The following is a 24567-nucleotide window of genomic DNA, read 5'->3' as shown; positions in this document are numbered from 1 at the left end:
GGCCGTGGGGACGGATCCGGTCCGAAAAGGCCCGCGGCGCCTGCCCTCCGGTCGGGGAGGGGGCAGGCGCCGCGGCTGTTCCGCACGACGTTGTACGGGACAACTGGTGACGGTCGGCTACACGGTCAGTGCGCGATCCGTCGGCTTGATGGGAGCCGGCAGGGCGCTGGCTCCGGTGAGGAAGCGGTCCACGCCCTTGGCCGCGGACCGGCCCTCGGCGATGGCCCACACGATCAGCGACTGGCCGCGGCCCGCGTCACCGGCGACGTACACGCCGGGGACGTTGGTGGCGAAGTCCGCGTCGCGGGCGATGTTGCCGCGGGCGTCCAGCTCCAGCCCGAACTGGGAGACCAGTCCGTTCTCCTGGTCGGTGCCGGTGAAGCCCATCGCGAGGGTGACCAGCTGCGCCGGGATCTTCCGCTCGGTGCCGGGCTTGGGCTCGGGCTTGCCGTCCTTGAACTCCACCTCGGTCAGGTGCAGCCACTGGACGTTGCCGTCCTCGTCGCCCTCGAAGTGGGTGGTCGAGACGGAGTAGAGCCGCTCGCCGCCCTCCTCGTGCGCGGAGGTGACCTTGTAGAGCATCGGGAAGGTCGGCCACGGCTGGTTCGGGTTCCGCTCGTCGCCCGGCTTGCCCATGATCTCCAGCTGGGTCACGGAGGCCGCGCCCTGGCGGTGGGCGGTGCCGACGCAGTCGGCGCCGGTGTCGCCACCGCCGATGACGACGACGTGCTTGCCCTCGGCGCTGATCGGGGCGACGGTCAGGTCACCCTCCTGCACCTTGTTGGCGAGCGGCAGGTACTCCATCGCGAAGTGGATGCCGTTCAGCTCACGGCCGGGGACCGGCAGGTCGCGGGAGGTGGTGGAGCCCGCGGCGATGACGACGGCGTCGTAGCGCTTGCGCAGCTTCTTGGCGTCGATGTCCCGGCCGATCTCCATCTCGGTACGGAACTTGGTGCCCTCCGCACGCATCTGCTCGATACGGCGGTTGATGTGGCTCTTTTCCATCTTGAACTCGGGGATGCCGTAGCGGAGCAGTCCGCCGATCCGGTCCGCGCGCTCGTAGACGGCGACGGTGTGGCCGGCCCGGGTCAGCTGCTGGGCGGCGGCCAGTCCGGCCGGGCCGGAGCCGATGACGGCGACGGTCTTGCCGGACAGCCGCTCGGGGGCCTGCGGGGTGACGTCGCCGAGGTCCCACGCCTTGTCGATGATGGTGACTTCGACGTTCTTGATGGTGACGGCGGGCTGGTTGATGCCGAGCACGCACGCCGCCTCGCAGGGTGCGGGGCACAGCCGCCCGGTGAACTCCGGGAAGTTGTTGGTGGCGTGCAGCCGCTCGCTGGCGGCGCTCCAGTCCTCGCGGTAGGCGTAGTCGTTCCACTCGGGGATGAGGTTCCCCAGGGGACAGCCGTTGTGGCAGAACGGGATGCCGCAGTCCATGCAGCGGCCGGCCTGCTTGCTGATGATCGGCAGCAGGGAGCCGGGCTGGTAGACCTCGTTCCAGTCCTGGACGCGCTCCTCGACGGGGCGGGTCTTGGCGACCTCGCGGTCGGTGGTCAGGAAGCCCTTGGGGTCAGCCATTGGTCGCCGCCTCCATCATCTTCTCGTGGGTCTCGGACTCGGTGAGTCCGGCTCGCTCGGCGGCGTCCTTGGCGGCGAGCACTGCCTGGTAGGTGGCCGGGACGACCTTGCTGAAGCGGGCGGCGGCCGTGTCCCAGTCCGCGAGGAGCTTTTCGGCGACGGTGGAGCCGGTCTCCTCCTGGTGGCGGCGCACGACGTCGTGCAGCCACTGCTTGTCGGTGTCGTCCAGCGCGCTGACGGCGTCGGCCAGTTCGCGGTTGACGTTGTCCGGGTCGAGGTCGATGACGTACGCGACGCCGCCGGACATGCCCGCCGCGAGGTTGCGGCCGGTCTCCCCGAGGATGACGGCGTGGCCGCCGGTCATGTACTCGCAGCCGTGGTCGCCGACGCCCTCGGACACCACGGTCGCACCGGAGTTGCGGACGCAGAACCGCTCGCCGACCCGGCCGCGCAGGAACAGTTCGCCGCCGGTCGCGCCGTAGGCGAGGGTGTTGCCCGCGATGGTGGAGTACTCGGCGAGGTGGTCGGCGCCGCGGTCCGGGCGGACGACGACCCGGCCGCCGGACAGGCCCTTGCCGACGTAGTCGTTGGCGTCGCCCTCCAGGCGCAGCGTGACGCCGCGCGGCAGGAACGCGCCGAAGGACTGGCCGGCCGAGCCGGTGAAGATGATGTCGATGGTGTCGTCGGGCAGGCCCGCACCGCCGAACTTCTTCGTGACCTCGTGGCCGAGCATGGTGCCGACGGTCCGGTTGATGTTCCGGATCGCGACCTGGGCACGTACGGGCTGGGCGGCCTCGGCGGTGTCCGCGGACAGCGCGTCCGCGGCGAGCTTGATCAGCTCGTTGTCGAGGGCCTTCTCCAGACCGTGGTCCTGGATGGTGACCTGGTGGCGTACGGCGCCCTCGGCCAGCTCGGGGACGTGCAGCAGCGGGGCCAGGTCCAGGCCCTGCGCCTTCCAGTGGTCCACGGCCTGCGAGGTGTTGAGGAGCTCGGCGTGGCCGATGGCCTCGTCGAGGGTCTTGAAGCCCAGCTCGGCGAGCAGCTCGCGGACCTCTTCGGCGATGAACTCGAAGAAGTTGACGATGTACTCGGCCTTGCCGCTGAACCGCTCGCGCAGCACCGGGTTCTGGGTGGCGATGCCGACGGGGCAGGTGTCGAGGTGGCAGACGCGCATCATGACGCAGCCGGAGACGACCAGCGGCGCGGTCGCGAAGCCGAACTCCTCGGCGCCCAGCAGCGCGGCGATGACGACGTCACGGCCGGTCTTGAGCTGGCCGTCGGTCTGCACGACGATGCGGTCGCGCAGGCCGTTGAGCAGCAGCGTCTGCTGGGTTTCGGCGAGGCCGAGCTCCCAGGGGCCGCCCGCGTGCTTGAGGGAGGTCAGCGGGGAGGCGCCCGTTCCGCCGTCGTGGCCGGAGATCAGGACGACGTCCGCGTGCGCCTTGGAGACACCGGCGGCGACGGTACCGACGCCGACCTCGGAGACCAGCTTGACGTGGATGCGGGCCGCCGGGTTGGCGTTCTTGAGGTCGTGGATCAGCTGAGCCAGGTCCTCGATGGAGTAGATGTCGTGGTGCGGCGGCGGGGAGATGAGCCCCACGCCCGGCGTCGAGTGCCGGGTCTTGGCGACCCACGGGTAGACCTTGTGGCCGGGCAGCTGGCCGCCCTCGCCGGGCTTGGCGCCCTGCGCCATCTTGATCTGGATGTCGTCGGAGTTGACCAGGTATTCGCTGGTCACGCCGAAGCGGCCGGAGGCGACCTGCTTGATGGAGGAGCGCCGGGCCGGGTCGTAGAGGCGGTCCGCGTCCTCGCCGCCCTCACCGGTGTTGGACTTGCCGCCCAGCTGGTTCATGGCGATGGCGAGGGTCTCGTGGGCCTCGCGGGAGATCGAGCCGTAGGACATCGCGCCGGTGGAGAAACGCTTGACGATGTCGGCGGCCGACTCCACCTCCTCGATCGGGATCGAGGGGCGGTCGGAGGCGAAGGAGAACAGGCCGCGCAGCGTCATCAGCCGCTCGGACTGCTCGTTCACCCGCTCCGTGTACTGCTTGAAGATGTCGTAGCGGCGCGAGCGGGTGGAGTGCTGGAGCCGGAAGACGGTGTCCGGGTCGAAGAGGTGCGGCTCGCCCTCGCGGCGCCACTGGTACTCGCCGCCGATCTCCAGGGCGCGGTGCGTGGCGGCGATGCCGGAGACCGGGTAGGCCTTGACGTGCCGGGCCGCGACCTCCTTGGCGATGACGTCCAGGCCCGCGCCGCCGATCTTGGTGGCGGTGCCGTGGAAGTACTGCGCGACGAACTCCTCGTCCAGGCCGACGGCCTCGAAGACCTGCGCGCCGCGGTAGGAGGCGACCGTCGAGATGCCCATCTTGGACATGACCTTCAGGACGCCCTTGCCGAGCGCCTTGATCAGGTTCTTGATGGCCGCCTCGGTCTCCATGCCGGGCAGGAAGGTGCCGGCGCGGACGAGGTCCTCGACGGACTCCATCGCGAGGTAGGGGTTGACGGCGGCGGCACCGAAGCCGATGAGCAGCGCGACGTGGTGCACCTCGCGCACATCGCCGGCCTCGACGAGCAGCCCGACCTGGGTGCGCTCCTTGGTGCCGATGAGGTGGTGGTGGACCGCGGCGGTGAGCAGCAGCGACGGGATCGGCGCGTGCTCGGCGTCCGAATGGCGGTCGGAGAGCACGATCAGCCGGGCGCCGTCGTCGATGGCGGCGTCCGCCTCGGCGCAGATCTCCTCGATCCGGGCGGCCAGCGACTCGCCGCCGCCGGAGACGCGGTAGAGACCGGAGAGCGTCACGGACTTCATGCCGGGCATGTCGCCGTCGGCGTTGATGTGCACGAGCTTGGCCAGCTCGTCGTTGTCGATGACCGGGAAGGGCAGGGTCACACTGCGACAGGACGCCTCGGACGGCTCCAGGACGTTGCCCTGGGGGCCGAGGGAGGAGATCAGCGAGGTGACGAGCTCCTCGCGGATGGCGTCCAGCGGCGGGTTGGTGACCTGCGCGAAGAGCTGGGTGAAGTAGTCGAAGAGCAGCCGGGGGCGCTCGGAGAGCGCGGCGATCGGCGAGTCGGTGCCCATCGAGCCGATCGGCTCGGCGCCGGCTTTGGCCATCGGCGCGAGGATGACGCGCAGCTCTTCCTCGGTGTAGCCGAAGGTCTGCTGGCGGCGGGTGACCGAGGCGTGGGTGTGCACGATGTGCTCGCGCTCGGGCAGGTCGGCGAGGTCGATCAGACCGGCTTCGAGCCAGTCCTCGTAGGGGTGCTCGGCGGCGAGCTGTCCCTTGATCTCGTCGTCCTCGATGATGCGGTGCTCGGCGGTGTCGACGAGGAACATCCGGCCGGGCTGGAGGCGGCCCTTGCGGACGACCTTGGCGGGGTCGATGTCGAGGACGCCGACCTCGGAGGAGAGCACGACGAGGCCGTCGTCGGTGACCCAGTAGCGGCCGGGGCGCAGGCCGTTGCGGTCGAGGACCGCGCCGACCTGGGTGCCGTCGGTGAAGGTGACGCAGGCGGGGCCGTCCCAGGGCTCCATCATCGTGGAGTGGTACTGGTAGAAGGCGCGCCGGGCCGGGTCCATGGTGGGGGAGTTCTCCCACGCCTCGGGGACCATCATCAGCACGGAGTGCGGCAGCGAGCGGCCGCCGAGGTGCAGCAGCTCCAGGACCTCGTCGAAGGAGGCGGAGTCGGAGGCGTCCGGGGTGCAGACCGGGAAGATCCGCTCCAGGTCCTGGTTGCCGAAGAGCTGGGAAGCGAGCTGCGACTCACGCGCCCGCATCCAGTTGCGGTTGCCCTTGACCGTGTTGATCTCGCCGTTGTGCGCGACGAAGCGGTACGGGTGGGCGAGCGGCCAGCTCGGGAAGGTGTTGGTGGAGAACCGCGAGTGGACCAGCGCGATGGCGGTGGCGAAGCGGCGGTCGGACAGGTCCGGGAAGAACGGCTCCAGCTGTCCGGTGGTGAGCATGCCCTTGTAAACGATGGTCCGGGCGGACAGCGAGGGGAAGTAGACCCCTGCCTCGCGCTCGGCGCGCTTGCGCAGCGCGAAGGCCTTGCGGTCCAGGGCCAGACCGGTGTTCCGGCCGTCGGCGACGAACAGCTGGGAGAAGGCCGGCATGGTGGCGCGGGCGCCGTTGCCGAGCAGCTGGGGGGCGACGGGGACGACGCGCCAGCCGAGGACGTCCAGGCCCTCTTCGGCGGCCATCGTCTCGATGCGCGAGACGGCGTCGGCCGCATCCTGGGCCTCGGACGGCAAAAAGGCGATGCCGACGGCGTAGCTGCCGGCCTCGGGGAGCTCGAAGGTCACGTCCTCGCGAAGAAACGCGTCCGGTACCTGGAGCAGGATGCCGGCACCGTCGCCGGAGTCGGGCTCCGAGCCGGTGGCACCCCGGTGCTCCAGGTTCGTCAGGACGGTGAGCGCCTGCTCGACCAGCGCGTGGCTGGCCTCGCCGGTGAGGGTCGCCACGAAGCCGACGCCACAGGCATCGTGCTCATTGCGAGGGTCGTACATCCCCTGCTGGGCGGGGCGCCCGTCCATGGGCGACCATGCGGCGGCGCTGGCGCTGCTGGTGGTCGCGGAGTGCGTGGACGCGGAACGCATCGGCTCTCCCAACGTCGTCGTGGCATAGGTATTGCCGAGGGACGACGTTGGCCCTCCGCGAAATTTCGTGCAGGTTACAGGATGGCCCGCTTCTCGAAAAGCGGATAGTGCCTTCCAACATACGGACACCGCACATGACGGTGATCAAGGATGTGGACGGACACTTCGTCGTCCCACAAGCGGCGTTCGACAGGCGACATTGCCCGCGACGCTTCGGCCTTATGCCCGGTCGTCAACAAAACGAAACCGCCGGGTAACGCGTTAATTATGCGGCCATCCGCATGACGCGTCACCCTACGACGGTTCCGAACAACGCCCCCAGGATGTACGTCACACCTGCGGCCGCGCCACCCAGGGCGAGCTGGCGCAGTCCGCTGAACCACCACGAGCGCGCCGTCACACGGGCCACAACAGCCCCGCAGGCGAAGAGTCCCAGCAGCGCGAGCAGCACCGCGGGCCACAGCGCGGAAGCTCCCAGCAAATAAGGAAGGACAGGCAGCAGCGCACCCAGCGCAAACGATCCGAAGGAAGAAACGGCGGCGACAGTGGGCGAAGGAAGGTCGGAAGGGTCGATTCCCAATTCCTCGCGTGCATGAATTTCCAGCGCCTGCTCGGGATCCCGGGAGAGCTGTTCGGCCACCTTCCGGGCAAGGGACGGCTCCACGCCGCGCGAGGCGTAGAGGGCGGCCAGTTCGTCCAGCTCGTCCTTCGGGTGCGTGAGCAGCTCGCCCCGCTCGATGTCCAGCTCGGCGAGGACCAGCTCACGCTGCGAGGCGACCGAGGTGTACTCGCCCGCCGCCATCGAGAAAGCTCCCGCGGCCAGCCCCGCCAGTCCGGTGATGATGATCGTCTGCTGCGACACGGCGCCGCCCGCCACACCGGTCATGAGGGCGAGGTTCGAGACCAGGCCGTCCATCGCGCCGAAGACGGCAGGGCGCAGCCAGCCGCCGTTCACGTCGCGGTGCGTGTGATTGTCGCGGTGCGCGACGTGCGTCGGCGCGGCGGAATCCATGATTTCCAGGACGGACATAGCGGGACCTTCTCCCTTCAGCGAGGTGTGGGCCGATAGCGGCGCTTCCCCCTCCAACACCTGGAAGCTTTGCGCGAAAAAGCCGCCGCCGCTAGCAAGGAAGGCCGTACTTACCGCTCTGACCTGCGACTTTACCGAGCGTCGATCAGTGAGACCTGGGTCACACACCGTTTTGGGTGCCTTTCTGACGGCCCGCGGCCGGATCCCTGCGCCCCCTTCCACGGATTCGACCGGGTGACCCTGCCGCCCGAGACAGGAGAGCGGCGCCCCGGCGTGGGACGGATAGCCGCAGCGGGCCGGTGCCGGGCGCCGGGACGCACACAGGGCCGCGGTCCGGGACACGGCGGCGGTCCGCGGCGCACGACAGAAGGGCACGCCCATGAGCGCACCGCACCTGACGCCCTCCGGCCCCGCCGCTCCCGGCGGTATGCCCGACGAGGTGCCCCACGGCGTGGCCCGGGGCGTGCCCCCCGGTGGCGTGCCCGCTGCCGCCGGCGCGGTTCGCGACCGGGCCCGCGGCGCGATGCTCGGGCTCGCCGTCGGCGACGCGCTCGGCGCGCCCGCGGAGAACATGAAGCCCTCCCAGATCCGCCGCCGCTGGGGCCGTATCGAGGGCTACGTCGAGGACGAACCGGCCGGCACCGACGACACCGAGTACGCGATCTTCTCCGGGCTGCTGCTCGCCGCCCACGGCTCGGCGCTGACCGTCGCCCATGTCGAGGCCGCCTGGCACCAGTGGATCGCCGACCGCGACGAGGGCCCGTTCCGCGGTGCGGGGTTCAGCGAGCGCGGCACCCTGGAGAACCTGCGCCGCGGTCTCGCCGCCCCCATCTCCGCCCAGCACCGGCACGCGTGGAGCGACGGACTGGCGATGCGGGCCGCGCCGTTCGGGGTGTTCGCCGCGGGCCGGCCCGCCGAGGCCGCCCGGCTCGTCGCCATCGACGGCACCGTCAGCCACGACGGCGAGGGAATCTACGGCGGCCGGGCGGTCGCCGCCGGAGTGGCCACCGCCATGGTCGCCCGCTCCACCGACGCGGTGATCGCCGCCGCGCTCTCCGTCGTCCCCGAGGACTCCTGGACCGCCCGCTCGCTGCGCCGCGCGGTCGCCGCCGCCCAGCGCTCCCGGCACGATCCGGGCATCACCCGGCTCGGCACCGAGCGCGCGGTGCGCTCCGCCGTGGTGATCGGCGGCTACCCCTGGACGGACCTGGCCCCCGAGGCCGTGGGCCTGGCCTTCGGCGCCTTCGCCGCCGCCCGCGGTGACTTCTCCGCGTCGGTGCTGACCGCGGTCAACATGGGCCGGGACGCCGACACGACGGCGGCGGTGGCGGGCGCGCTGGCCGGTGCGCTGACCGGTGCCGCCGCCATCCCCGCGACCTGGACCGCCGCGATCGGCCCGGTGCGCGGCAGCTGTCTGCCGTCGATGGCCGGCTACCACGTCCTGGACATCGCGGACCTGCTGGCACCGGAGGAAGCGGTGGCCGGGTCGACGGCGGGGCCGGACCCGGGGCCGGGTGCGCGGACCGTGGCGGGCACCGGGGCGGTCGCGGGCGCTGCCGTGGGGGTCCGGTGAACGGCGGCCGGCGGGGCGACGGGGAGCGGGCACCGGGGCCGCCCGGGGCCCGGACCGACCCCGACGCCGGAGCGGCCGACGACACCGCCGGGGCGGACACCGGTGAGCCGGCCGGCGGCTCCGCCCGCGACCGGATCGAAGGGCTGCTGCTGGGGCTGGCCTCGGGGGATGCCGCCGGGTGGCCGGCGGCCCGGCACCGGGCCGCGCGGATGCCCGAGTGGACCCGTCGGCTGACCCGCGAGCTGGACACCTTCGCCGAGCAGAACGCGACCACCACCCTGCCCGTCCCGATCGCCCTCAACCAGCCGCCCGAGCCGCTGCGGCTGGGCCCCTCCGACGACGCCGAGTGGGCCGCCTTCACCGCCGCCTCGGTGCTCACCGCCGCCGAGGCCCTGCTCAGCGACCTCGGCCGGGACCGCCGGATGCGGGCCGCCATCGACCTCGCCTGGAACGCGCTGGCGAGCGAGGTCGCCGCGGCCGCCGACCGGGCGCCCGAGGTGGAGTCCGCGGTGCTGCCGCTGCGCGCCCGGATCTCCGTACGGGCCGGGCTCGGCAACCTCGCGGCCGGGCTGCGGCCGCCGGCCACCGGCCACGACAACCCGCACTTCTTCGACGACGCGGCCTGCGTGCGGGCCACCGTTCTGGCCGTCGTCCATCCCGGTGAGCCGTCCGCCGCGGCCGATCTCGCCGAGTACGACGCGCGCTACACACAGGACGGCGACGGGGTGCACGGCGCCCGCGCGATGGCCGCCGCGGTGGCGGCCGCGCTCGGCGGCGCGCCGGTCGGCGCCTGCGTGGACGCGGCGCTCGGACAGCTCCCGGAGGGCACCGAGATCCGCCGCAACGCGCTGCACGCGGTCCGGCTCGCACGCTCCGCCGCCGCCGACCGGCCCGGCCGGCCCGGCAATGCCTTCGCCCTGGTGCCCGTCCTGGAACACGAGATCGTCGACCACGTCTACAGCTACGGCATCGCCGCCGCCGAGACCGTCCCCGTCGCGCTCGCCCTCGCCCTCGCGGCGGACGGGCGGATCGCCGAGGCGGTGCCTGCCGCCGCCTGCCTGTCCCGGGTCGCGGACTCGGCGCCCGCCCTCGCCGGGGCGCTGACCGGTGCGCTCGGGGGCGCCCGCGAGCTGCCCCGCACCTGGCGGGACGCCTGCCGGGTGCTGTCCGGCTGCGCCCTGCCCCGGCTGGCCGGCACCGACCTCGTCGAACTGGCCGGCCTGCTCGCCGGTACGGAACTGACCGCCCCGGAAGGAGCCGGCGAAGCCCTGCCGGCGCCGCTTGCCGGGACCGAGGGGGCGGGCCCGGCAGCGGCGCCCGCCCCGCTGCCGCCCTGCCCCTCCGTGGAAGGACTCACCCGCACATGACCTCGACGACCACCCACCGCGCGGCAGGCCAGGACCCGGCCGCACCGGCCACGACACAGCCGCCCGCCGGTTCGCCGGCACTGGAGGACCGGGCCAGGGGATGCCTGGTCGGCGCCGCCGTCGGCGACGCCCTCGGCGGGCCCGTCGAGGGCTGGACCCCGGAGCAGATCGTGGCGCGGCACGGCGGCCGGGTCGACGGCATCGTCGGCCCGTTCCACGACGCCTGGCGCACCGCCCGGCCGATCGCGCCGTACCACAAGGGCGACGGCCACGTCACCGACGACACCCTGATGACGCATGCCCTGGTCCGCGTCTACGAGACGGTGCGCGATCACCTGGACGCCTACGCCATCGCCGACCACCTCGTACCGGATCTGATCGGCACCCCGCGCTGGATCCCCGAGCTGGAGGCCGAGGCGCTGCCGCTGCAGCGGATCTTCCTCGCCGAGAAGTGGATCGTGGCGCGGCTGCACTACGGGCACGTCGATCCGCGCGAGGCGGGCGTCGGAAACATCGTCAACTGCGGGGCGGCGATGTACATGGCGCCGGTCGGCATCGTCAACGCCGGTCATCCCGACCGGGCTTACGCCGAGGCGCTGGACATCGCCGGTGCCCATCAGTCGTCCTACGGGCGGGAGGCAGCGGGGGTCTTCGCCGCGGCCGTGGCCGCCGCGTTCGCACCGGACGCCACCGTGGCCTCCGTCATCGGCCACGCCCTCCGGCTCGCCAAGGACGGCACCCACCGCGCGATCGAGGCGGTGTGCGAGGCGGCAGCGCCGTACGCCGGACAGGCCGCCGCGGAAGGGAGCCCGCCGCAGACCGGCTACGAAGCCGCGCTGGCGCCGCTGCGCGCGGCCGTCGCGCCCTTCGACACCGTCGGCCCGGACTACCGCAACCCGTCGCTGGGCGCCCGCCGCCCCTCCCGCCTGCACGCCATCGAGGAACTCCCCGTCGCCCTGGGCATGCTGCTCGTCGGCGGCGGCGACTTCCGCCGCACGGTCCTCGGCTCCGTCAACTACGGCCGCGACTGCGACTCCATCGCCACGATGAGCGGCGCCCTCGTCGGCGCCCTGTCCGGCGCCGCCGCCGTACCGCCGGAGTGGAGCACCGAGGTCGCCCGCGCCAGCCGCCTCGACCTGGAGGCACCGGCGCTGGCGCTGGCCGCGGTCAGCCGCGAGGTCTTCGCCCGCGACCGGGACCGCCACCACGCCCACGAACGCGCCTTCACGGCGCTCGCCGGGGAGTGAACCGCGGTGACCACAACGGCGGTACGGGCCCCGGCGGCGCTCCGGGTGACGTGGGTGCAGCCGGAGGACCTGGTCGGGCACGAGCTGGGGCAGGCTGCGGAGGACGGCAGGGACGCCACCGCGATCGCGCGCGGCTGGCACGCGGCGGGCGGGGCGCCGGCGCCCGGCGGGGCGGGCGCCTCCCCCGGGCCCGCCGACCCGTCACTGCGCACCCTCGCCGAGCGCCTGCTCGACGAACTCGCCCTGCTGCACAGCCCGTTGGAAGTCGATGAGCCGACGGACCTGGCCGCGATCGAAGCGCTGCGCCCCCGGGCCGCGTCCCCCGTGGCCACCGGCACGGGAACCACGGCCCCACGAGCCGCGGCCCCCGAGCGGGCTCCGGACCCGGACCCGGCCGCCGCGCGGACCGCCCGTCTGGAGGCGGCCTGGCTCGGCCGGGCAGCCGGCTGCCTGCTCGGCAAACCCGTCGAGAAGCTGCCGCTCAGCGGCATCCGGGCACTGGCCCGCTCGACCGGGAACTGGCCGCTGGCCTCGTGGTTCACCGCGAACGGGCTCGATCCGGCGGTGGCCGCCCGGCACCCCTGGAACCGCCGCAGCCGCGCCACCTCGCTCGCCGAGAACATCGACGGGATGCCCGAGGACGACGACCTCAACTACCCGCTCCTGGGGCTGCTGCTCCTCGAACGCCACGGCCATCACTTCACCACCGCCGAGGTGGCGCGGCTGTGGCTGGACGAACTGCCCGCCGGACGGACCTTCACCGCCGAGCGCCTCGCGTACCGCAATCTGCTGGACGGCATCGAGCCGCCGCACACCGCGCGCCACCGCAACCCGTTCCGGGAGTGGATCGGTGCGCAGATCCGCGCGGACATCTTCGGCTGGACCCACCCCGGCGACCCGGTGGCCGCGGCCGCCGAGGCCTGGCGGGACGCCACCCTCAGCCACACCGCGAACGGTGTGTACGCCGCGATGTTCGCGGCGGGCGCCCTCGCCGGGGCGGCGGGCGGCGGCAGCGATGTGCACGGCGCGCTGCGGGCCGGGCTCGGGGTGATCCCCGTCCGCTCCCGGCTCGCGCGGGCCGTGCGCTTCGGCATCGCCGCCGCGCAGGAGGAACCCACCGGCACCCCGGACGGCTTCGCCACCGTCGTCGACCGGCTGCACGAGACCTACGGCCACCACCACTGGGTGCACGCCGTGCCCAACGCCGCGCTGCTGGCCGCGGCCCTCACCCACGCCGACGGCGACTTCACCGGCTCCATCTGCCGTGCGGTGTCCGGGGGTTGGGACACCGACTCCAACGGTGCGACGGCCGGCTCGATCGCCGGACTGCTGGCCGGGAGCCCCGCCGCGCTCCCCGACCGCTGGACGGCACCGCTGCGCAACCGGCTCGCGACCTCGGTCGGCGGGCTCGACGGCATCGGCTTCGACACCCTCGCGAGACGCACCGCCGCGCTCGCCGTCCGTCCCGACCGACCGGAGGCATCCGCACCATGACCGACCCGCACCGCACCGACGCCGACGCCGCCCGCGACGACGCCCCCGGCACCGCCGCATCCTCCCCCGGCCCGCTCGCCGGGCTCCGGGTCCTCGACCTCGCCACGCTGTTCGCCGGGCCGCTCGCCGCCACCATGCTCGGGGACTTCGGCGCCGAGGTGATCAAGGTCGAACATCCGCGGCGGCCCGACCCCTCGCGCGGCCACGGCCCCTCCAAGGACGGCATCGGCCTGTGGTGGAAGCTGCTGGGCCGCAACAAGAAGACGATGACCCTGGACCTGTCCTCGCCCGAGGGCCGCGCGGTGCTGCTGCGGCTCGCCGCCGGAGCCGATGTCATCATCGAGAACTTCCGCCCCGGCACCCTGGAGAAATGGGACCTGGGCTGGGACGAGCTGTCCGCCGCCAACCCCCGCCTGGTGCTGGCCCGGGTCACCGGCTTCGGACAGTTCGGCCCGTACGCGCGCCGCCCCGGATTCGGCACCCTCGCCGAGGCGATGAGCGGCTTCGCCGCCCTCACCGGCGAACCGGACGGCCCGCCGACCCTGCCGCCGTTCGGCCTCGCCGACTCGATCGCCGCCCTCGCCACGTCATACGCCGTGATGGCCGCCCTGCGCGGACGGGACTCCCCCACTCTCGGCTCCGGTCGGGCGGGGGGACCCCCATCCGGCCGCGGCCAGGTCGTCGACATGGCGATCATCGAGCCGATGCTGACCGTCCTCGGCCCGCAGCCCCTCTGGTACGACCAGCTCGGCTACGTCCAGCCGCGCACCGGCAACCGCTCCACCAACAACGCGCCGCGCAACACCTACCGCACCGCCGACGGCTCCTGGGTGGCGGTCTCCACCTCGGCCCAGTCCATCGCCGAACGGGTGCTGCGGCTGGTCGGCCGACCGGACCTGACCGACGAGCCCTGGTTCGCGAGCGGCGCCGGGCGGGCCGGACACGCCGACGAACTCGACCAGGCCGTCGGGGACTGGATCGGCTGCCACAACCGCGCCGAGGTGCTCGCAGAATTCGAGAAGGCCGAGGCGGCCGTCGCACCGGTCTACGACATCCGCGATGTGCTGGCCGACGAGCAGTACCGGGCCCTCGGCTCCATCACCGAGGTGCCGGACGACGAACTCGGCACCCTGCGGATGCAGAACGTCCTCTTCCGGCTCTCCGAGACACCGGGCGCCATCCGCTGGGCCGGGCGGCCGCACGGCGCGGACACCGACGAGGTGCTGACCGGCCTCGGCATGACCGCCCTGGAGATCGCCGGCCTGCGCGCGGCGGGGGCCCTGTGACGCCCGCCGCCCCGGGCACCGCCCCGCCGCCGGCACCACTGGCACCACTGACACCACTGACCTGGCTATACGTCCCCGGCGACCGCCCCGACGTGGTCGCCAAGGCGCTCGGCTGCGGCGCCGACATCGTCCTCGTCGACCTGGAGGACGCCGTCGCCCCGGACCGCAAGGACTACGCGCTGCGCGCCACCGCCGACCTGCTGGCCGACCCGGCACCGGGCCCGGCCCCCGTACACGTCCGCGTCAACACCCTGGACGGGCCACGGGCCGCCACCGAGATCCGCACCCTCGCCGCGCTCCCCGGCCTCGCCGGGCTGCGGCTGCCCAAGGTGCACGGCCCGGCCGGCATCCACCGTGCCGTGGCCCTCGCCCGCACGGCCCTGCCCGCGCCCGCCGCGCCGCCCGCCCTCTACGCGCTGCTCGAATCCGCCCTCGGCATCGAGCACGCCTTCGCCATCGCCACCGCACACCCCGCTCTGCACGGGATCGCGCTCGGCGAGGCCGACCTCCGCGCGGAACTCGGCGTCCGCGACGAGGCGGGCCTGGCCTGGCCGCGCAGCCGGACCGTGGTCGCCGCCCGCGCGGCCGGCCTCGCCCCGCCGCCGCAGTCGGTCTACCCCGACGTACGCGACCTGGACGGGCTGGCCGCGTCCTGCGCGCACGGCCGGGCCCTGGGCTTCCTCGGCCGGGCCGCGATCCACCCCCGCCAGCTGCCGGTCATCGAGGCCGCGCATCTGCCGGGCGCCGAGGAGATCGAGGCGGCGGAGGAGATCGTGAAGGCCACGACGACGGAGGCCGGGGCGCTGGCCCTGCCCGACGGGCGTTTCGTCGACGCGGCCGTGGTGGCCGGCGCGCAGCGGGTGCTGGCTCTGGCCGACCGCCGCCGCTGACCGGGGACGGCGGCACAGCGAAAAGCGCCGGGCGGACTCGACGAATCGAGTCCGCCCGGCGCTCTCGTACCGGGCGGGCGGCGGTCCGCGGACCACCGCCAGTCCTCAGGACTTCTTGGTGCTGCCGCTCCCGGCAGGCTTCGCCTTCGAGGAACCGGTTCCGGAGCCGGAGCCGGAACCCGAACCGGCATCGGCATCGGCGCCGGATTCCTTGCCGCCGGCACCGTCGCTCTTCTCGTCGCCGGACTCCCCTGCGGACTCGGCGGACTCGGCGGACTTCTTGTCGACGGAGACCTTCGCCCGGGACGGGTCGTCCCCCGCGTCCTCGGCATCTCCCGAGGCGTCCGCGTCCCCGTCGAGCTGCGCCCCCGGCTCCACGACCGCCTCGCGGCCCGGCACCTTCTTGGCCGAGATCACCAGGTAGGCGACGGCGAGGAGGCCGACGATGAGCGCGGTCCAGACGTTCAGCCGCATGCCCAGGATGTGGTGCGCCTCGTCCACCCGCATGTACTCGATCCAGGCACGGCCCACGCAGTACGCCGCGACATACAGCGCGAAGACCCGGCCGTGGCCCATCCGGAAGCGCTTGTCCGCCCACATCACCAGCAGCGCGACACCGACGCACCACAGGGACTCGTACAGGAACGTCGGGTGGTAGGTGCCGCCGACGCGCCCGATGGCCGGGTCGGAGCTGATCTCCAGCGCCCACGGCACGTCGGTGGCGCGGCCGTAGAGCTCCTGGTTGAACCAGTTGCCCCAGCGGCCGATCGCCTGCCCGAAGGCGAGGCCGGGCGCCAGCACATCGGCGTACGCGGGAAGCGGGATGCCGCGGCGGCGGCAGCCGATCCACGCACCCACCGCGCCGAGCGCGACCGCGCCCCAGATACCGAGGCCGCCTTCCCACACCTTGAAGGCGTCGAGGGGGTGGCCGTTCTTGCCGAAGTACGGCTCGTACGTCGTGATGACGTGGTAGAGCCGGCCGCCGACGAGCCCGAAGGGCACGGCCCACACGGCGATGTCCGCGACGGTTCCGGAGCGGCCACCGCGCTGAACCCAGCGCTTGTTGCCGAGCCAGACGCCGACGAAGACGCCGATGATGATGCAGAATGCGTAGCCGCGCAGCGGGATCGGGCCGAGATGTACGACACCGGTCGACGGGCTGGGAATGAATGCGAGGTCCATGGCAGGGTCGACGCTACCGCGCCGGGCGGGGTCGGGGACAACCCACCCGGCAACGGCTCCGTAACGACCCTGCCGTATGTCGCCATGACACTGCGTGTCCGGGCCCCGGGGGCGCCGGGCGTCAGGACACCGGCGCGGCCGGCTGACCCGGCGCCGTCGGCTGAACGGGGTTCTGCTGCTTCACCGGGCCCCCCGGATTCCCCTGCTGCTCCGGATACCCCTGCTTCTCGGGATGCCCCTGCTTGCCCGGGTTCCCCTGCTTCTCCGAGGACCCGTGCTTCTCCGGATGCCCCTGCTTGCCCGGGTTCCCCTGCTTCTCGGTTCCTGGCGGGCTCGCCTTTCCCGGCTGCTTGCCCTTGTTGGCGTCCCGCACCATCTTCTTGAGGTCCGCCGGGGTGAACCGGCCGCCCTTGACGTTGGCGAGGTCCTTGCCGTTGAGCAGGATGGTCGGGGTGCCGCGGTATCCGGAGCTGGTGAAGGCGGAGTTGGACTTCGCCACGAAGTTGTCGTAGGTGCCGTCGTTGACGCACGCGGTGAAGGCCGGGGTCACCAAACCCTTGATCTTGCCCGCCAGTTGGAGCAGGTATTGCTTGTCGGCGAACTTGTCCTGCTGCTCGGGCGGCTGGCTGGCGTACAGCAGGTCGTGGTAGTCGCGGAACCGGCCGGCGTCCTGGGCGCAGAGAGCCGCGTTGGCGGCGTTGCGCGATCCCTGGCCGCCGACGTTTCCGTCGATGATCGTCGCGAGGTGGTACTCGGACTTCAGCTGCCCGGAGTCCTCCAGTTCGTGGACGGCCTTGCGGAAGGTGGTCTCGAACTGCTGGCAGGCGGGGCAGCGGAAGTCCTCCCACACGGTGAGGGTGGAGGGGGCGTCGACCGCGCCCACCGGGACGGCGGGTTTGTCACCGCCGCTGGCCTGCTTGGGGACGGCCACTTCGTTGTCGCTGCTGCTGTCGTCGCCGGATGACGTCGCCCAGAGGGCGATACCTCCGGCGGCCACCAGTGCCGCCACCACCGATCCGGCGACAATCGCCTGCCGGCCGCGCCGGGCGCGTGCCTTCTCCTTCTCGCGCTGTGCCTGCAGCCGCTCGCGTGCGCTGCTCTTACCGTCTTGATTGTTCTGGCTCACACCCCTGGACAACGAAGCGGAGGGGCGCCGTCGCACCCCTCCGCACCGATGTTCGCCCTATCGGGGGACGGATCGGACGGCTGCCGCACACACGTGCCCGGCGGCAGCCGCCCACCCGGCTTCCTCAGACGCGCTTGCGCACGCCGTCGGCCAGTTCACCGGCGAGCGCGCGGACCCCGGCGAGGCCCGCTTCCAGGTCGTCCGCGTCCGCCAGCAGCCGCTTGACGAATGCCGAGCCGACGATCACGCCGTCCGCGAACTGCGCCACCTCGGCGGCCTGTTCGGGGTTGGAGACGCCCAGTCCGACGCACACCGGAAGGTCGGTGGTGGCGCGGGTGCGGGCCACCAGGTTCTGCGCCTCGAGGCCGACGGACGTACGGGTGCCGGTGACGCCCATCAGCGAGGCGGCGTAGACGAAGCCGCTGCCGGCCGCGGTGATCTTGGCGAGCCGCTCGTCCCGGCTGCTCGGGGCGACCACGAAGACCGTGGCCAGTCCGTGCTGCTCGGCGGCCTTGCGCCACACCTCGGACTCCTCGACGGGGAGGTCCGGCAGGATGCAGCCGGCGCCACCCGCGGCGGCCAGATCGGCCGCGAACCGCTCGACGCCGTAACGGTCGACCGGGTTCCAGTACGTCATGCACAGCACCGGGGCGCCGGTGGCCGCGTGCACCTCGCCGACCGTGCGGATCACGTCGACGATCTTCACGCCGCCGCGCAGCGCGATGTCATCGGCGGTCTGGATCACCGGGCCGTCCAGGACCGGGTCACTGTGCGGCAGCCCGACCTCGACGACATCGCAGCCGCCGTCGAGCATCTCGGTCATCGCCCGTACGCCGCCGTCGACGGTCGGGAATCCGGCCGGGAGGTAGCCGACGAGCGCGGCGCGGTTCTCCGTGCGGGCCTGCGCCAGCACCGAATTCAGCAGTTCGACGTTGCCCGCCATCACTTCTCCCCCGCTTCCGCCTGGTCGGCGTTGTCGTACAGCCCGAAGTAACGGGCGGCGGTGTCCATGTCCTTGTCGCCACGGCCCGAGAGATTGACCAGCAGCAGCCCCTCCGGGCCCAGCTCACGGCCCAGCTCCAGGGCGCCGGCCAGCGCATGGGCGCTCTCGATGGCCGGGATGATGCCCTCGGTCTGCGACAGCAGCCGCAGCGCCTGCATGGCGGCGTCGTCGGTGACCGCGCGGTACTCGGCGCGGCCGGTGTCCTTGAGGTAGGCGTGCTCCGGGCCGATACCCGGGTAGTCCAGCCCCGCCGAGATCGAGTACGGCTCGGTGATCTGGCCGTCCTCGTCCTGCAGGACGTAACTGCGCGAACCGTGCAGGATGCCCGGGGTGCCCTCGGTGAGCGTGGCCGCGTGCTCGCCGGTCTCCACGCCGTGCCCGCCCGGCTCACAGCCGACCAGCCTGACCTGTGCGTCCGGGAGGAAGGCGTGGAAGAGGCCGATGGCGTTGGAGCCGCCGCCCACGCAGGCCACGGCGGCGTCCGGGAGGCGCCCGGCCCGCTCCAGGATCTGCCGGCGCGCCTCGACACCGATGACGCGGTGGAAGTCGCGGACCAGCGCCGGGAAGGGGTGCGGTCCGGCGACGGTGCCGAAGAGGTAATGCGTACGGTCGACGTTGGCGACCCAGTCGCGGAACGCCTCGTTGATGGCGTCCTTGAGGGTGCGGCTGCCGGACGTCACGGAGATGACCTCGGCACCGAGCATCCGCATCCGGGCGACGTTCAGCGCCTGGCGCTGGGTGTCGACCTCGCCCATGTAGATGGTGCATTCGAGGCCGAAGAGGGCGCAGGCGGTCGCGGTGGCGACGCCGTGCTGTCCCGCGCCGGTCTCGGCGATGACCCGGGTCTTGCCCATGCGCTTGGTGAGCAGCGCCTGGCCCAGCACATTGTTGATCTTGTGCGACCCGGTGTGGTTGAGGTCCTCGCGCTTGAGGAACACCCGGGCGCCGCCCGCCTGTTCCGCGAACCGCGGCACCTCGGTGAGCGCACTGGGGCGCCCGGTGTAGTTGACCATCAGGTCGTTGAGCTCGACCGCGAAGGCGGGGTCCGCCTTGGCCTTCTCGTACTCGGCGGCGACCTCGTCGACCGCGGCGACCAGCGCTTCGGGGATGAACTTGCCGCCGAAGGCGCCGAAATAGCCCTCGGGGCCCGGAATCAGGCCGTCGGGGTCGGGAAGAAAGAAATCGGAGGACATCAGAGGCACTCCTAGGCCGGGGCACGCGCCCCGGAAGTCTGGGTATGTCGGAAGACGGACATCACGCTATGTGCCGCACGCTGTGGCAGGCCGTTGCCGAGCCGGTGCCGGTCCCGGCGCCGCTGACGGAGCCGGCAGCGGTGCGGTTTGCCGGTCTGTGCGGCGCCGGCCCGCTTCACGGACGGCGTGCCACTACCGCGGCCGGGGTCGCCGGCCGGAGTTCGGGACGCACGGCCGCGGGCCGTACGGCTACGGGCCTGTGGTGCCGTGGAGGCCGGTGCGGGCGCTCCCGGCACCTTCCCCGCCGGGCGGGATGGTCCGGGGCGGGGGAAGGCCCCCTGCGAGCCCTGGGGCCGCCGCGTCAGCGCGCGGGCCCCGCCTGCCATCGCATGCCGTTGATCTGTCCCGGGACCGATCCGATGTGATACCTGACCCGGCGCCCGTGGATCCGGCGCGCCGGGGCCCGGCAGCCGCGGTGCCACGGCGGCAGCGCACAGCGCACCGGCCGCGGACTGCGGCGGGAGTCGCACCGGGGACCGCGGCCTCGCGAGCCGCCGGCCGGTCCGGCCGCGCCGGGGCCCCGGGAGGCCAGGGCAGCCCCCGCGGCGGCGCGCACGCCGACCCGGCCCGGGTGGAGTACCCGGGCCGGGCGGCGGATGCCTGCTGCGGTGGCGGTCATGTCGGTGGGGTCCGGACCGTCAGGACCGGCCGTGGCGGATCGCCGGGTGGGATCCCGCGGCGACCAGGTCGGCGACGGCGGTCTTGGGGTCCTTGCCGGTGACCAGCGATTCGCCGACGAGCACGGCGTCCGCGCCGTCGTTGGCGTACGCGATGAGGTCGTGCGGCCCGCGGACACCGGACTCGGCGATCTTGACGATGTGGTCGGGGATCTCGGGGGCGATCCGGGCGAAGTTGCCGCGGTCGACCTCAAGGGTCTTGAGGTTACGGGCGTTGACACCGATGATCTTGGCGCCGGCGTCGACCGCGCGGGCGACCTCGTCCTCGTCGTGCACCTCGACCAGCGGCGTGAGCCCGATCGACTCGGCCCGCTCGATGAGGGAGACCAGCGCCTCCTGCTCCAGGGCGGAGACGATCAGCAGCGCGAGGTCGGCGCCGTACGCGCGGGCCTCCCACAGCTGGTAGGCGGTGACGATGAAGTCCTTGCGCAGCACGGGGATGTCGACCTTGGCGCGGACCGCTTCGAGGTCGGCCAGGGATCCGCCGAACCGGCGCTGCTCGGTGAGGACCGAGATGACGGCGGCGCCGCCCGCTTCGTAGTCGGCGGCGAGCCCGGCGGGGTCGGCGATCGCGGCGAGCGCGCCCTTGGACGGGCTGGAGCGCTTCACCTCGCAGATCACCGTGACGCTCTCGCCCTTGAGCGCGGCGACACCGTCCTTGGCCGGGCGTGCCTTCTGCGCCCGCTCCTTGAGCTCGTCGAGGCTGACGCGCGCCTGCCGCTCGGCGAGGTCGGCGCGGACTCCGTCGATGATCTCGTCGAGCACACTCACGCGAGCGGCCTCCTTCTGGGGCTTCTGGGGCGTTGGCGGTGGACACTGACCGCCGGTGCGACGAGAAGCCGTTCCGGCAGGCACTTCCGATGGTATCCGGCATGGGGCGCAGGTCTCACATCCGGTGGCCGCCGGTCCCACAACCTGGACATCTCCGGGTTTTGCGGTGGTATGCGCCGCAGGTGGCGCGGGCCGCCGGTCATGGGGCCAGGCCGGCGCCGAAGGGCAGGTTGCGGACGACGGTGAAGGCCAGCAGCAGTCCGCCCAGCGCCCACCAGTGGACGGCCCGGGGCCGCGGCCCCCGCGTCCGGCGGCCGCGCACGGCCCGGATCAGCCAGGTCACCCAGAAGAGGGCGAAGGCGGCGTAGCCGGCGACCGCCAGGGCGTTGGCGCCCAGCGAGGCGATCAGGTCGCCGTGGGCGAGGGCATGTGCGCCGCGCAGTCCGCCGCAGGCCGGGCAGAGGATTCCGGTGAGGTGGAGCAGCGGGCAGACCGGGTAGTGGCCGGGCTCGCCCGGATCGACGGAGCCGACGTAGGTGAAGGCGGCGGCGGTGGCGGCGAGGACGCCCAGCGGGGCCGCCAGGCGGCGCAGCGGGCCGCGGCGGGGGGCCTCCGGGGCCGGGGGCCGGGGCTCCGGACGGATCTCCGGGGCGGTGACCGGTGGGGCCTCGTGGCGGATCTGGGCCACTCGATCGCTCACGGTGCCGAGTGTGCTGCGCCGCGCGCGAAGGCGCAGCTTCTCGGCCGCCGTACGGGGTGGGCACGGACGGCGGGCGCGCCATCCGGACCTGCGGTGCGGGGTCCGGGTGGGCACGGCCGGGAAGCGGCGCCTTCGGGGGGTGCTGCGGGGCGGCGCCGGGTGCCGGCGCCGCGGGGGGGGCTGTGGTTCAGCCTTCCTGCGGCTGGGCCTGCGCCTGGGGGCGCGGCCGCGCGGACTTCTTCGGCTCCGTGCCGAGTCCGGCCATCCGCATCAGGCCGCCGACCACGGCGCCGAGGCCGATCAGGACCATGCCCGCCCAGAAACCGGCGACGTTCGCCATGACGATGAACGCCCCGGCGACACAGAAGCCGATGAACGAGATGATGACGCCGGTCCATGCGGCGGGGGTGTGTCCGTGGCCACTGCTCGACATGAGTGCTCCTCGTTGCTCTGACGCGCCGGGGTCGGGGCGCGGTGATCCTCTCCGCCCATTGTCACCGATGCCGGGGGCGGTGCCGTTACCGGGTCGGGTCCTCGCCCCGGTCCAGGGACTTCCAGATCTCTTCCGGGCGGTCCAGGTCCGGTGCCTTCGGGGCGCGGCGCGGGCCGCGGGTGCCGTCCGCCGTGCGCTCGTAACGGCCCGACATCGCAGGCCAGTAGCGGCCGTGGAGGAGGGCGAGGAGTCCGGCGAGCAGCAGCAGGACGCCGCCGCCGGCGGTCACCCAGGGCCAGGCGGTGTGCGTGACGTGATGCACACCGGTGCCGGACAGGCCGACGGCGGTGGAGGCCTTCTCGCTCAGCGCGGAGGTGTCGGAGTTGCCGAGCGCGGCGGCGACGGCGATGCCCAGGCCGCTGAGGGCGAGGAGGGCGGCGACCGCGATCCGGCCGGCCTTGCGCACCGCGAAGACGGCGACGAGCGCGGCGAGGCCGACGACGGCCAGCGCGCCGGGCACGCCCGTCACATCGCTGCCGGTCACGCTGCTGGGCAGCTCGCCCTGGGCCAGCCGGGCGGTGCCCTCGGCCCAGGTGCGGCCGGCGGCGAGCAGGGCGACGCCGGCGCCCGCCGCGCCGGCCAGCAGCGCGAGGGCGAGGCTGCGCCTGGCGCTGCGGGGCGCGGCGGCCTGCGCGGGCGCGGGCGCGGCGTCTGTACGGGGCTGGGGTACGGCACTCACGCGTACCACTATCGCGCACCGCGGAGGGTGCCCCGGCGCGCGGGGGGTGCGCCGGGGCCCGCGCTCATGTGCCGAGGTGGTTGGCGGTGTGCACGGCGCGCAGCACCGCGGCGGCCTTGTTGCGGCACTCGGTGTCCTCGGCGACCGGGTCGGAGTCGGCGACCACACCGGCGCCGGCCTGGACGTATGCGGTGCCGTCCCGCAGCAGGGCGGTGCGGATGGCGATGGCGGTGTCGGAGTCGCCGGCGAAGTCGAGGTAGCCGACGCAGCCGCCGTACAGTCCGCGCCGGGTCGGCTCCAGTTCCTCGATGATCTGCATCGCGCGCGGCTTGGGCGCGCCGGAGAGGGTCCCGGCGGGGAAGCAGGCGGTGAGGACGTCGAAGGCGGTGCGGCCCTCGGCGACCTTGCCGGTGACGGTGGAGACGATGTGCATGACGTGGCTGTAGCGCTCCACGGACATGAAGTCGACGACTTCGACGCTGCCGGGTTCGCAGACCCGGCCGAGGTCGTTGCGGCCGAGGTCGACGAGCATCAGGTGTTCGGCGCGTTCCTTGGGGTCGGCCATCAGCTCGTCGGCGAGCGCCTGGTCCTCGGCGACGGACGCGCCGCGCGGGCGGGTGCCGGCGATGGGGTGCACCATCGCCTTGCCGTCCTCGACCTTGACCAGGGCCTCGGGGCTGGAGCCGACCACGTCGAAGGCCGTCCGCCCGCCGCCCGCGCCGTCATCGCCGCCCTCGAAGCGGAAGAGGTACATGTACGGACTGGGGTTGGTCGCGCGCAGCACGCGGTAGACGTCCAGCGCGCTTGCCGTGCACGGGGTTTCGAAGCGCTGGGAGGGCACCACCTGGAAGGCCTCGCCGGCCCGGATGCGCTCCTTGATGTCCTCGACGACGTCCTGGTAGGCGGCGCCGCCCCACTTGGCGGTGAACGGCGGCACCTCGGAGGGCGGCAGGGCCGCGGCGCCGGTGCGGGTGGGGCGGGCGAGGTCGTCGGCCATGGCGTCGAGGCGGGCGACCGCGTCGGCGTACGCCTCGTCGATGCCGGTGTCGAGGTCGTTGTGGTTGATCGCGTTGGCGATCAGCAGGACGGTGCCGCTCCAGTGGTCGAGGACCGCGAGGTCGGAGGTGAGCAGCATGGTGAGTTCGGGCAGCCGGAGGTCGTCGGTGGTCTGCTCGCCGATCTTCTCCAGGCGGCGCACGATGTCGTAGCCGAGGTAGCCGACCATGCCGCCGGTGAACGGCGGCAGGCCGGCGCCTTCGAGGAGGTCCCGGGGGGTGTGCAGCGCCTCGACGGTGGCGCGCAGCACGGCGAGCGGGTCGCCGTCGGTGGGGACGCCGACGGGCGGGGTGCCGAGCCAGTGCGCCTGCCCGTCGCGGGTGGTGAGGGTCGCGGCGCTGCGGACGCCGATGAAGGAGTACCGCGACCACGTTCTGCCGTTCTCGGCGGACTCCAGAAGGAAGGTTCCGGGGCGTTCGTCGGCGAGTTTGCGGTAGAGGCCGACCGGGGTGTCGCCGTCCGCGAGCAGGCGGCGGGTGACGGGGATGACCCGCCGGTCCTTGGCGAGCGTGCGGAAGGTGTCGAGGTCCGGATTGGCGGTGCCGGTGGTTCCCGTGGTCATGCC

19 protein-coding genes are annotated in these 24567 nt (G+C 73.2%); 6 read left to right on the top strand and 13 right to left on the bottom strand.

The annotated features are described in order from the left end of the window. Window positions 1-117: 117 nt before the first annotated feature. The 3 genes from ACIRQ7_RS16495 to ACIRQ7_RS16485 form a co-directional block, all read right to left on the bottom strand. The gene (locus tag ACIRQ7_RS16495; RefSeq protein ID WP_401475704.1) at window positions 118-1578 is read right to left on the bottom strand and encodes a glutamate synthase subunit beta; all 1461 of its coding nucleotides are present in this window, start codon (window positions 1576-1578) and stop codon (window positions 118-120) included. Then, complete coding sequence (gene gltB, locus ACIRQ7_RS16490; RefSeq protein ID WP_404263016.1) at window positions 1571-6112, bottom strand: glutamate synthase large subunit; 4542 nt, start codon at window positions 6110-6112, stop codon at window positions 1571-1573. Before gltB ends, ACIRQ7_RS16495 begins: the two co-directional genes overlap by 8 nt. A gap of 352 nt (window positions 6113-6464) precedes the next feature. Beyond that, complete coding sequence (locus ACIRQ7_RS16485; protein ID WP_404263014.1) at window positions 6465-7205, bottom strand: VIT1/CCC1 transporter family protein; 741 nt, start codon at window positions 7203-7205, stop codon at window positions 6465-6467. A 523-nt stretch (window positions 7206-7728) separates the two neighbouring features. On the opposite strand from ACIRQ7_RS16485, the gene ACIRQ7_RS16480 reads away from it, so the two are divergent. The 6 genes from ACIRQ7_RS16480 to ACIRQ7_RS16455 are packed head-to-tail and all read left to right on the top strand — an operon-like array spanning window position 7729 to window position 15062. Next, window positions 7729-8778 carry an ADP-ribosylglycohydrolase family protein gene (locus ACIRQ7_RS16480; RefSeq protein ID WP_404263157.1) on the top strand — a complete coding sequence of 350 codons (1050 nt, stop codon included), beginning with the start codon at window positions 7729-7731 and terminating at the stop codon, window positions 8776-8778. Beyond that, window positions 8775-10145 (top strand): ADP-ribosylglycohydrolase family protein, encoded by a 1371-nt coding sequence (locus tag ACIRQ7_RS16475; RefSeq protein ID WP_404263012.1) that lies wholly within the window; start codon window positions 8775-8777, stop codon window positions 10143-10145. Before ACIRQ7_RS16480 ends, ACIRQ7_RS16475 begins: the two co-directional genes overlap by 4 nt. Then, entirely contained in the window at window positions 10142-11392 is a 1251-nt protein-coding gene (locus ACIRQ7_RS16470; RefSeq protein ID WP_404263010.1) for an ADP-ribosylglycohydrolase family protein, read from the top strand. The genes ACIRQ7_RS16475 and ACIRQ7_RS16470 overlap by 4 nt, the downstream gene beginning before the upstream one ends. Before the next feature lie 6 nt (window positions 11393-11398). Beyond that, window positions 11399-12886: an ADP-ribosylglycohydrolase family protein gene (locus ACIRQ7_RS16465; protein WP_404263009.1), complete on the top strand. Its 1488-nt coding sequence runs from the start codon at window positions 11399-11401 to the stop codon at window positions 12884-12886. After that, window positions 12883-14172 carry a CaiB/BaiF CoA transferase family protein gene (locus ACIRQ7_RS16460; RefSeq protein ID WP_404263008.1) on the top strand — a complete coding sequence of 430 codons (1290 nt, stop codon included), beginning with the start codon at window positions 12883-12885 and terminating at the stop codon, window positions 14170-14172. Before ACIRQ7_RS16465 ends, ACIRQ7_RS16460 begins: the two co-directional genes overlap by 4 nt. After that, entirely contained in the window at window positions 14169-15062 is an 894-nt protein-coding gene (locus ACIRQ7_RS16455; RefSeq protein ID WP_404263006.1) for an HpcH/HpaI aldolase/citrate lyase family protein, read from the top strand. The genes ACIRQ7_RS16460 and ACIRQ7_RS16455 overlap by 4 nt, the downstream gene beginning before the upstream one ends. 105 nt (window positions 15063-15167) lie before the next feature. On the opposite strand, the gene lgt is transcribed toward ACIRQ7_RS16455, so the two are convergent. The 10 genes from lgt to ACIRQ7_RS16405 all read right to left on the bottom strand — a co-directional run bounded on the left by lgt (window position 15168) and on the right by ACIRQ7_RS16405 (window position 24564). Further along, window positions 15168-16244 (bottom strand): prolipoprotein diacylglyceryl transferase, encoded by a 1077-nt coding sequence (lgt, locus tag ACIRQ7_RS16450; protein ID WP_404263004.1) that lies wholly within the window; start codon window positions 16242-16244, stop codon window positions 15168-15170. A gap of 121 nt (window positions 16245-16365) precedes the next feature. Continuing rightward, window positions 16366-17370, bottom strand: coding sequence for a thioredoxin domain-containing protein (locus ACIRQ7_RS16445; protein ID WP_404263003.1), 1005 nt, complete (start codon window positions 17368-17370; stop codon window positions 16366-16368). Between the two features lie 124 nt (window positions 17371-17494). After that, entirely contained in the window at window positions 17495-18313 is an 819-nt protein-coding gene (gene trpA, locus ACIRQ7_RS16440) for a tryptophan synthase subunit alpha (protein WP_404263002.1), read from the bottom strand. Further along, window positions 18313-19566 (bottom strand): tryptophan synthase subunit beta, encoded by a 1254-nt coding sequence (gene trpB / locus ACIRQ7_RS16435; protein WP_403670998.1) that lies wholly within the window; start codon window positions 19564-19566, stop codon window positions 18313-18315. The genes trpA and trpB overlap by 1 nt, the downstream gene beginning before the upstream one ends. 361 nt (window positions 19567-19927) lie before the next feature. After that, the gene (trpM, locus tag ACIRQ7_RS16430) at window positions 19928-20245 is read right to left on the bottom strand and encodes a tryptophan biosynthesis modulator TrpM (protein WP_404263000.1); all 318 of its coding nucleotides are present in this window, start codon (window positions 20243-20245) and stop codon (window positions 19928-19930) included. Between the two features lie 19 nt (window positions 20246-20264). Beyond that, window positions 20265-21074, bottom strand: coding sequence for an indole-3-glycerol phosphate synthase TrpC (gene trpC / locus ACIRQ7_RS16425; RefSeq protein WP_401475740.1), 810 nt, complete (start codon window positions 21072-21074; stop codon window positions 20265-20267). 199 nt (window positions 21075-21273) lie between these two features. Next, a complete protein-coding gene (locus ACIRQ7_RS16420; RefSeq protein ID WP_404263155.1) occupies window positions 21274-21717 on the bottom strand; it encodes a DUF2752 domain-containing protein in 444 nt (147 codons plus the stop codon). A gap of 244 nt (window positions 21718-21961) precedes the next feature. Further along, the gene (locus ACIRQ7_RS16415) at window positions 21962-22207 is read right to left on the bottom strand and encodes an HGxxPAAW family protein (protein WP_404262999.1); all 246 of its coding nucleotides are present in this window, start codon (window positions 22205-22207) and stop codon (window positions 21962-21964) included. A gap of 85 nt (window positions 22208-22292) precedes the next feature. Beyond that, window positions 22293-22946, bottom strand: a complete 654-nt coding sequence (locus ACIRQ7_RS16410) for a TIGR02234 family membrane protein (RefSeq protein ID WP_404262997.1) — start codon at window positions 22944-22946, stop codon at window positions 22293-22295. Between the two features lie 64 nt (window positions 22947-23010). After that, window positions 23011-24564 (bottom strand): anthranilate synthase component I, encoded by a 1554-nt coding sequence (locus tag ACIRQ7_RS16405; RefSeq protein ID WP_404262996.1) that lies wholly within the window; start codon window positions 24562-24564, stop codon window positions 23011-23013. Window positions 24565-24567: the final 3 nt, after the last annotated feature.

The sequence above is a fragment of the Streptomyces sp. NPDC101393 genome (assembly GCF_044767385.1).
Taxonomy (GTDB): Bacteria; Actinomycetota; Actinomycetes; order Streptomycetales; family Streptomycetaceae; genus Streptomyces.
The sequence above is the reverse complement of the archived record's forward strand: the minus strand, read 5'-3'. Positions and strand labels throughout refer to the sequence as shown.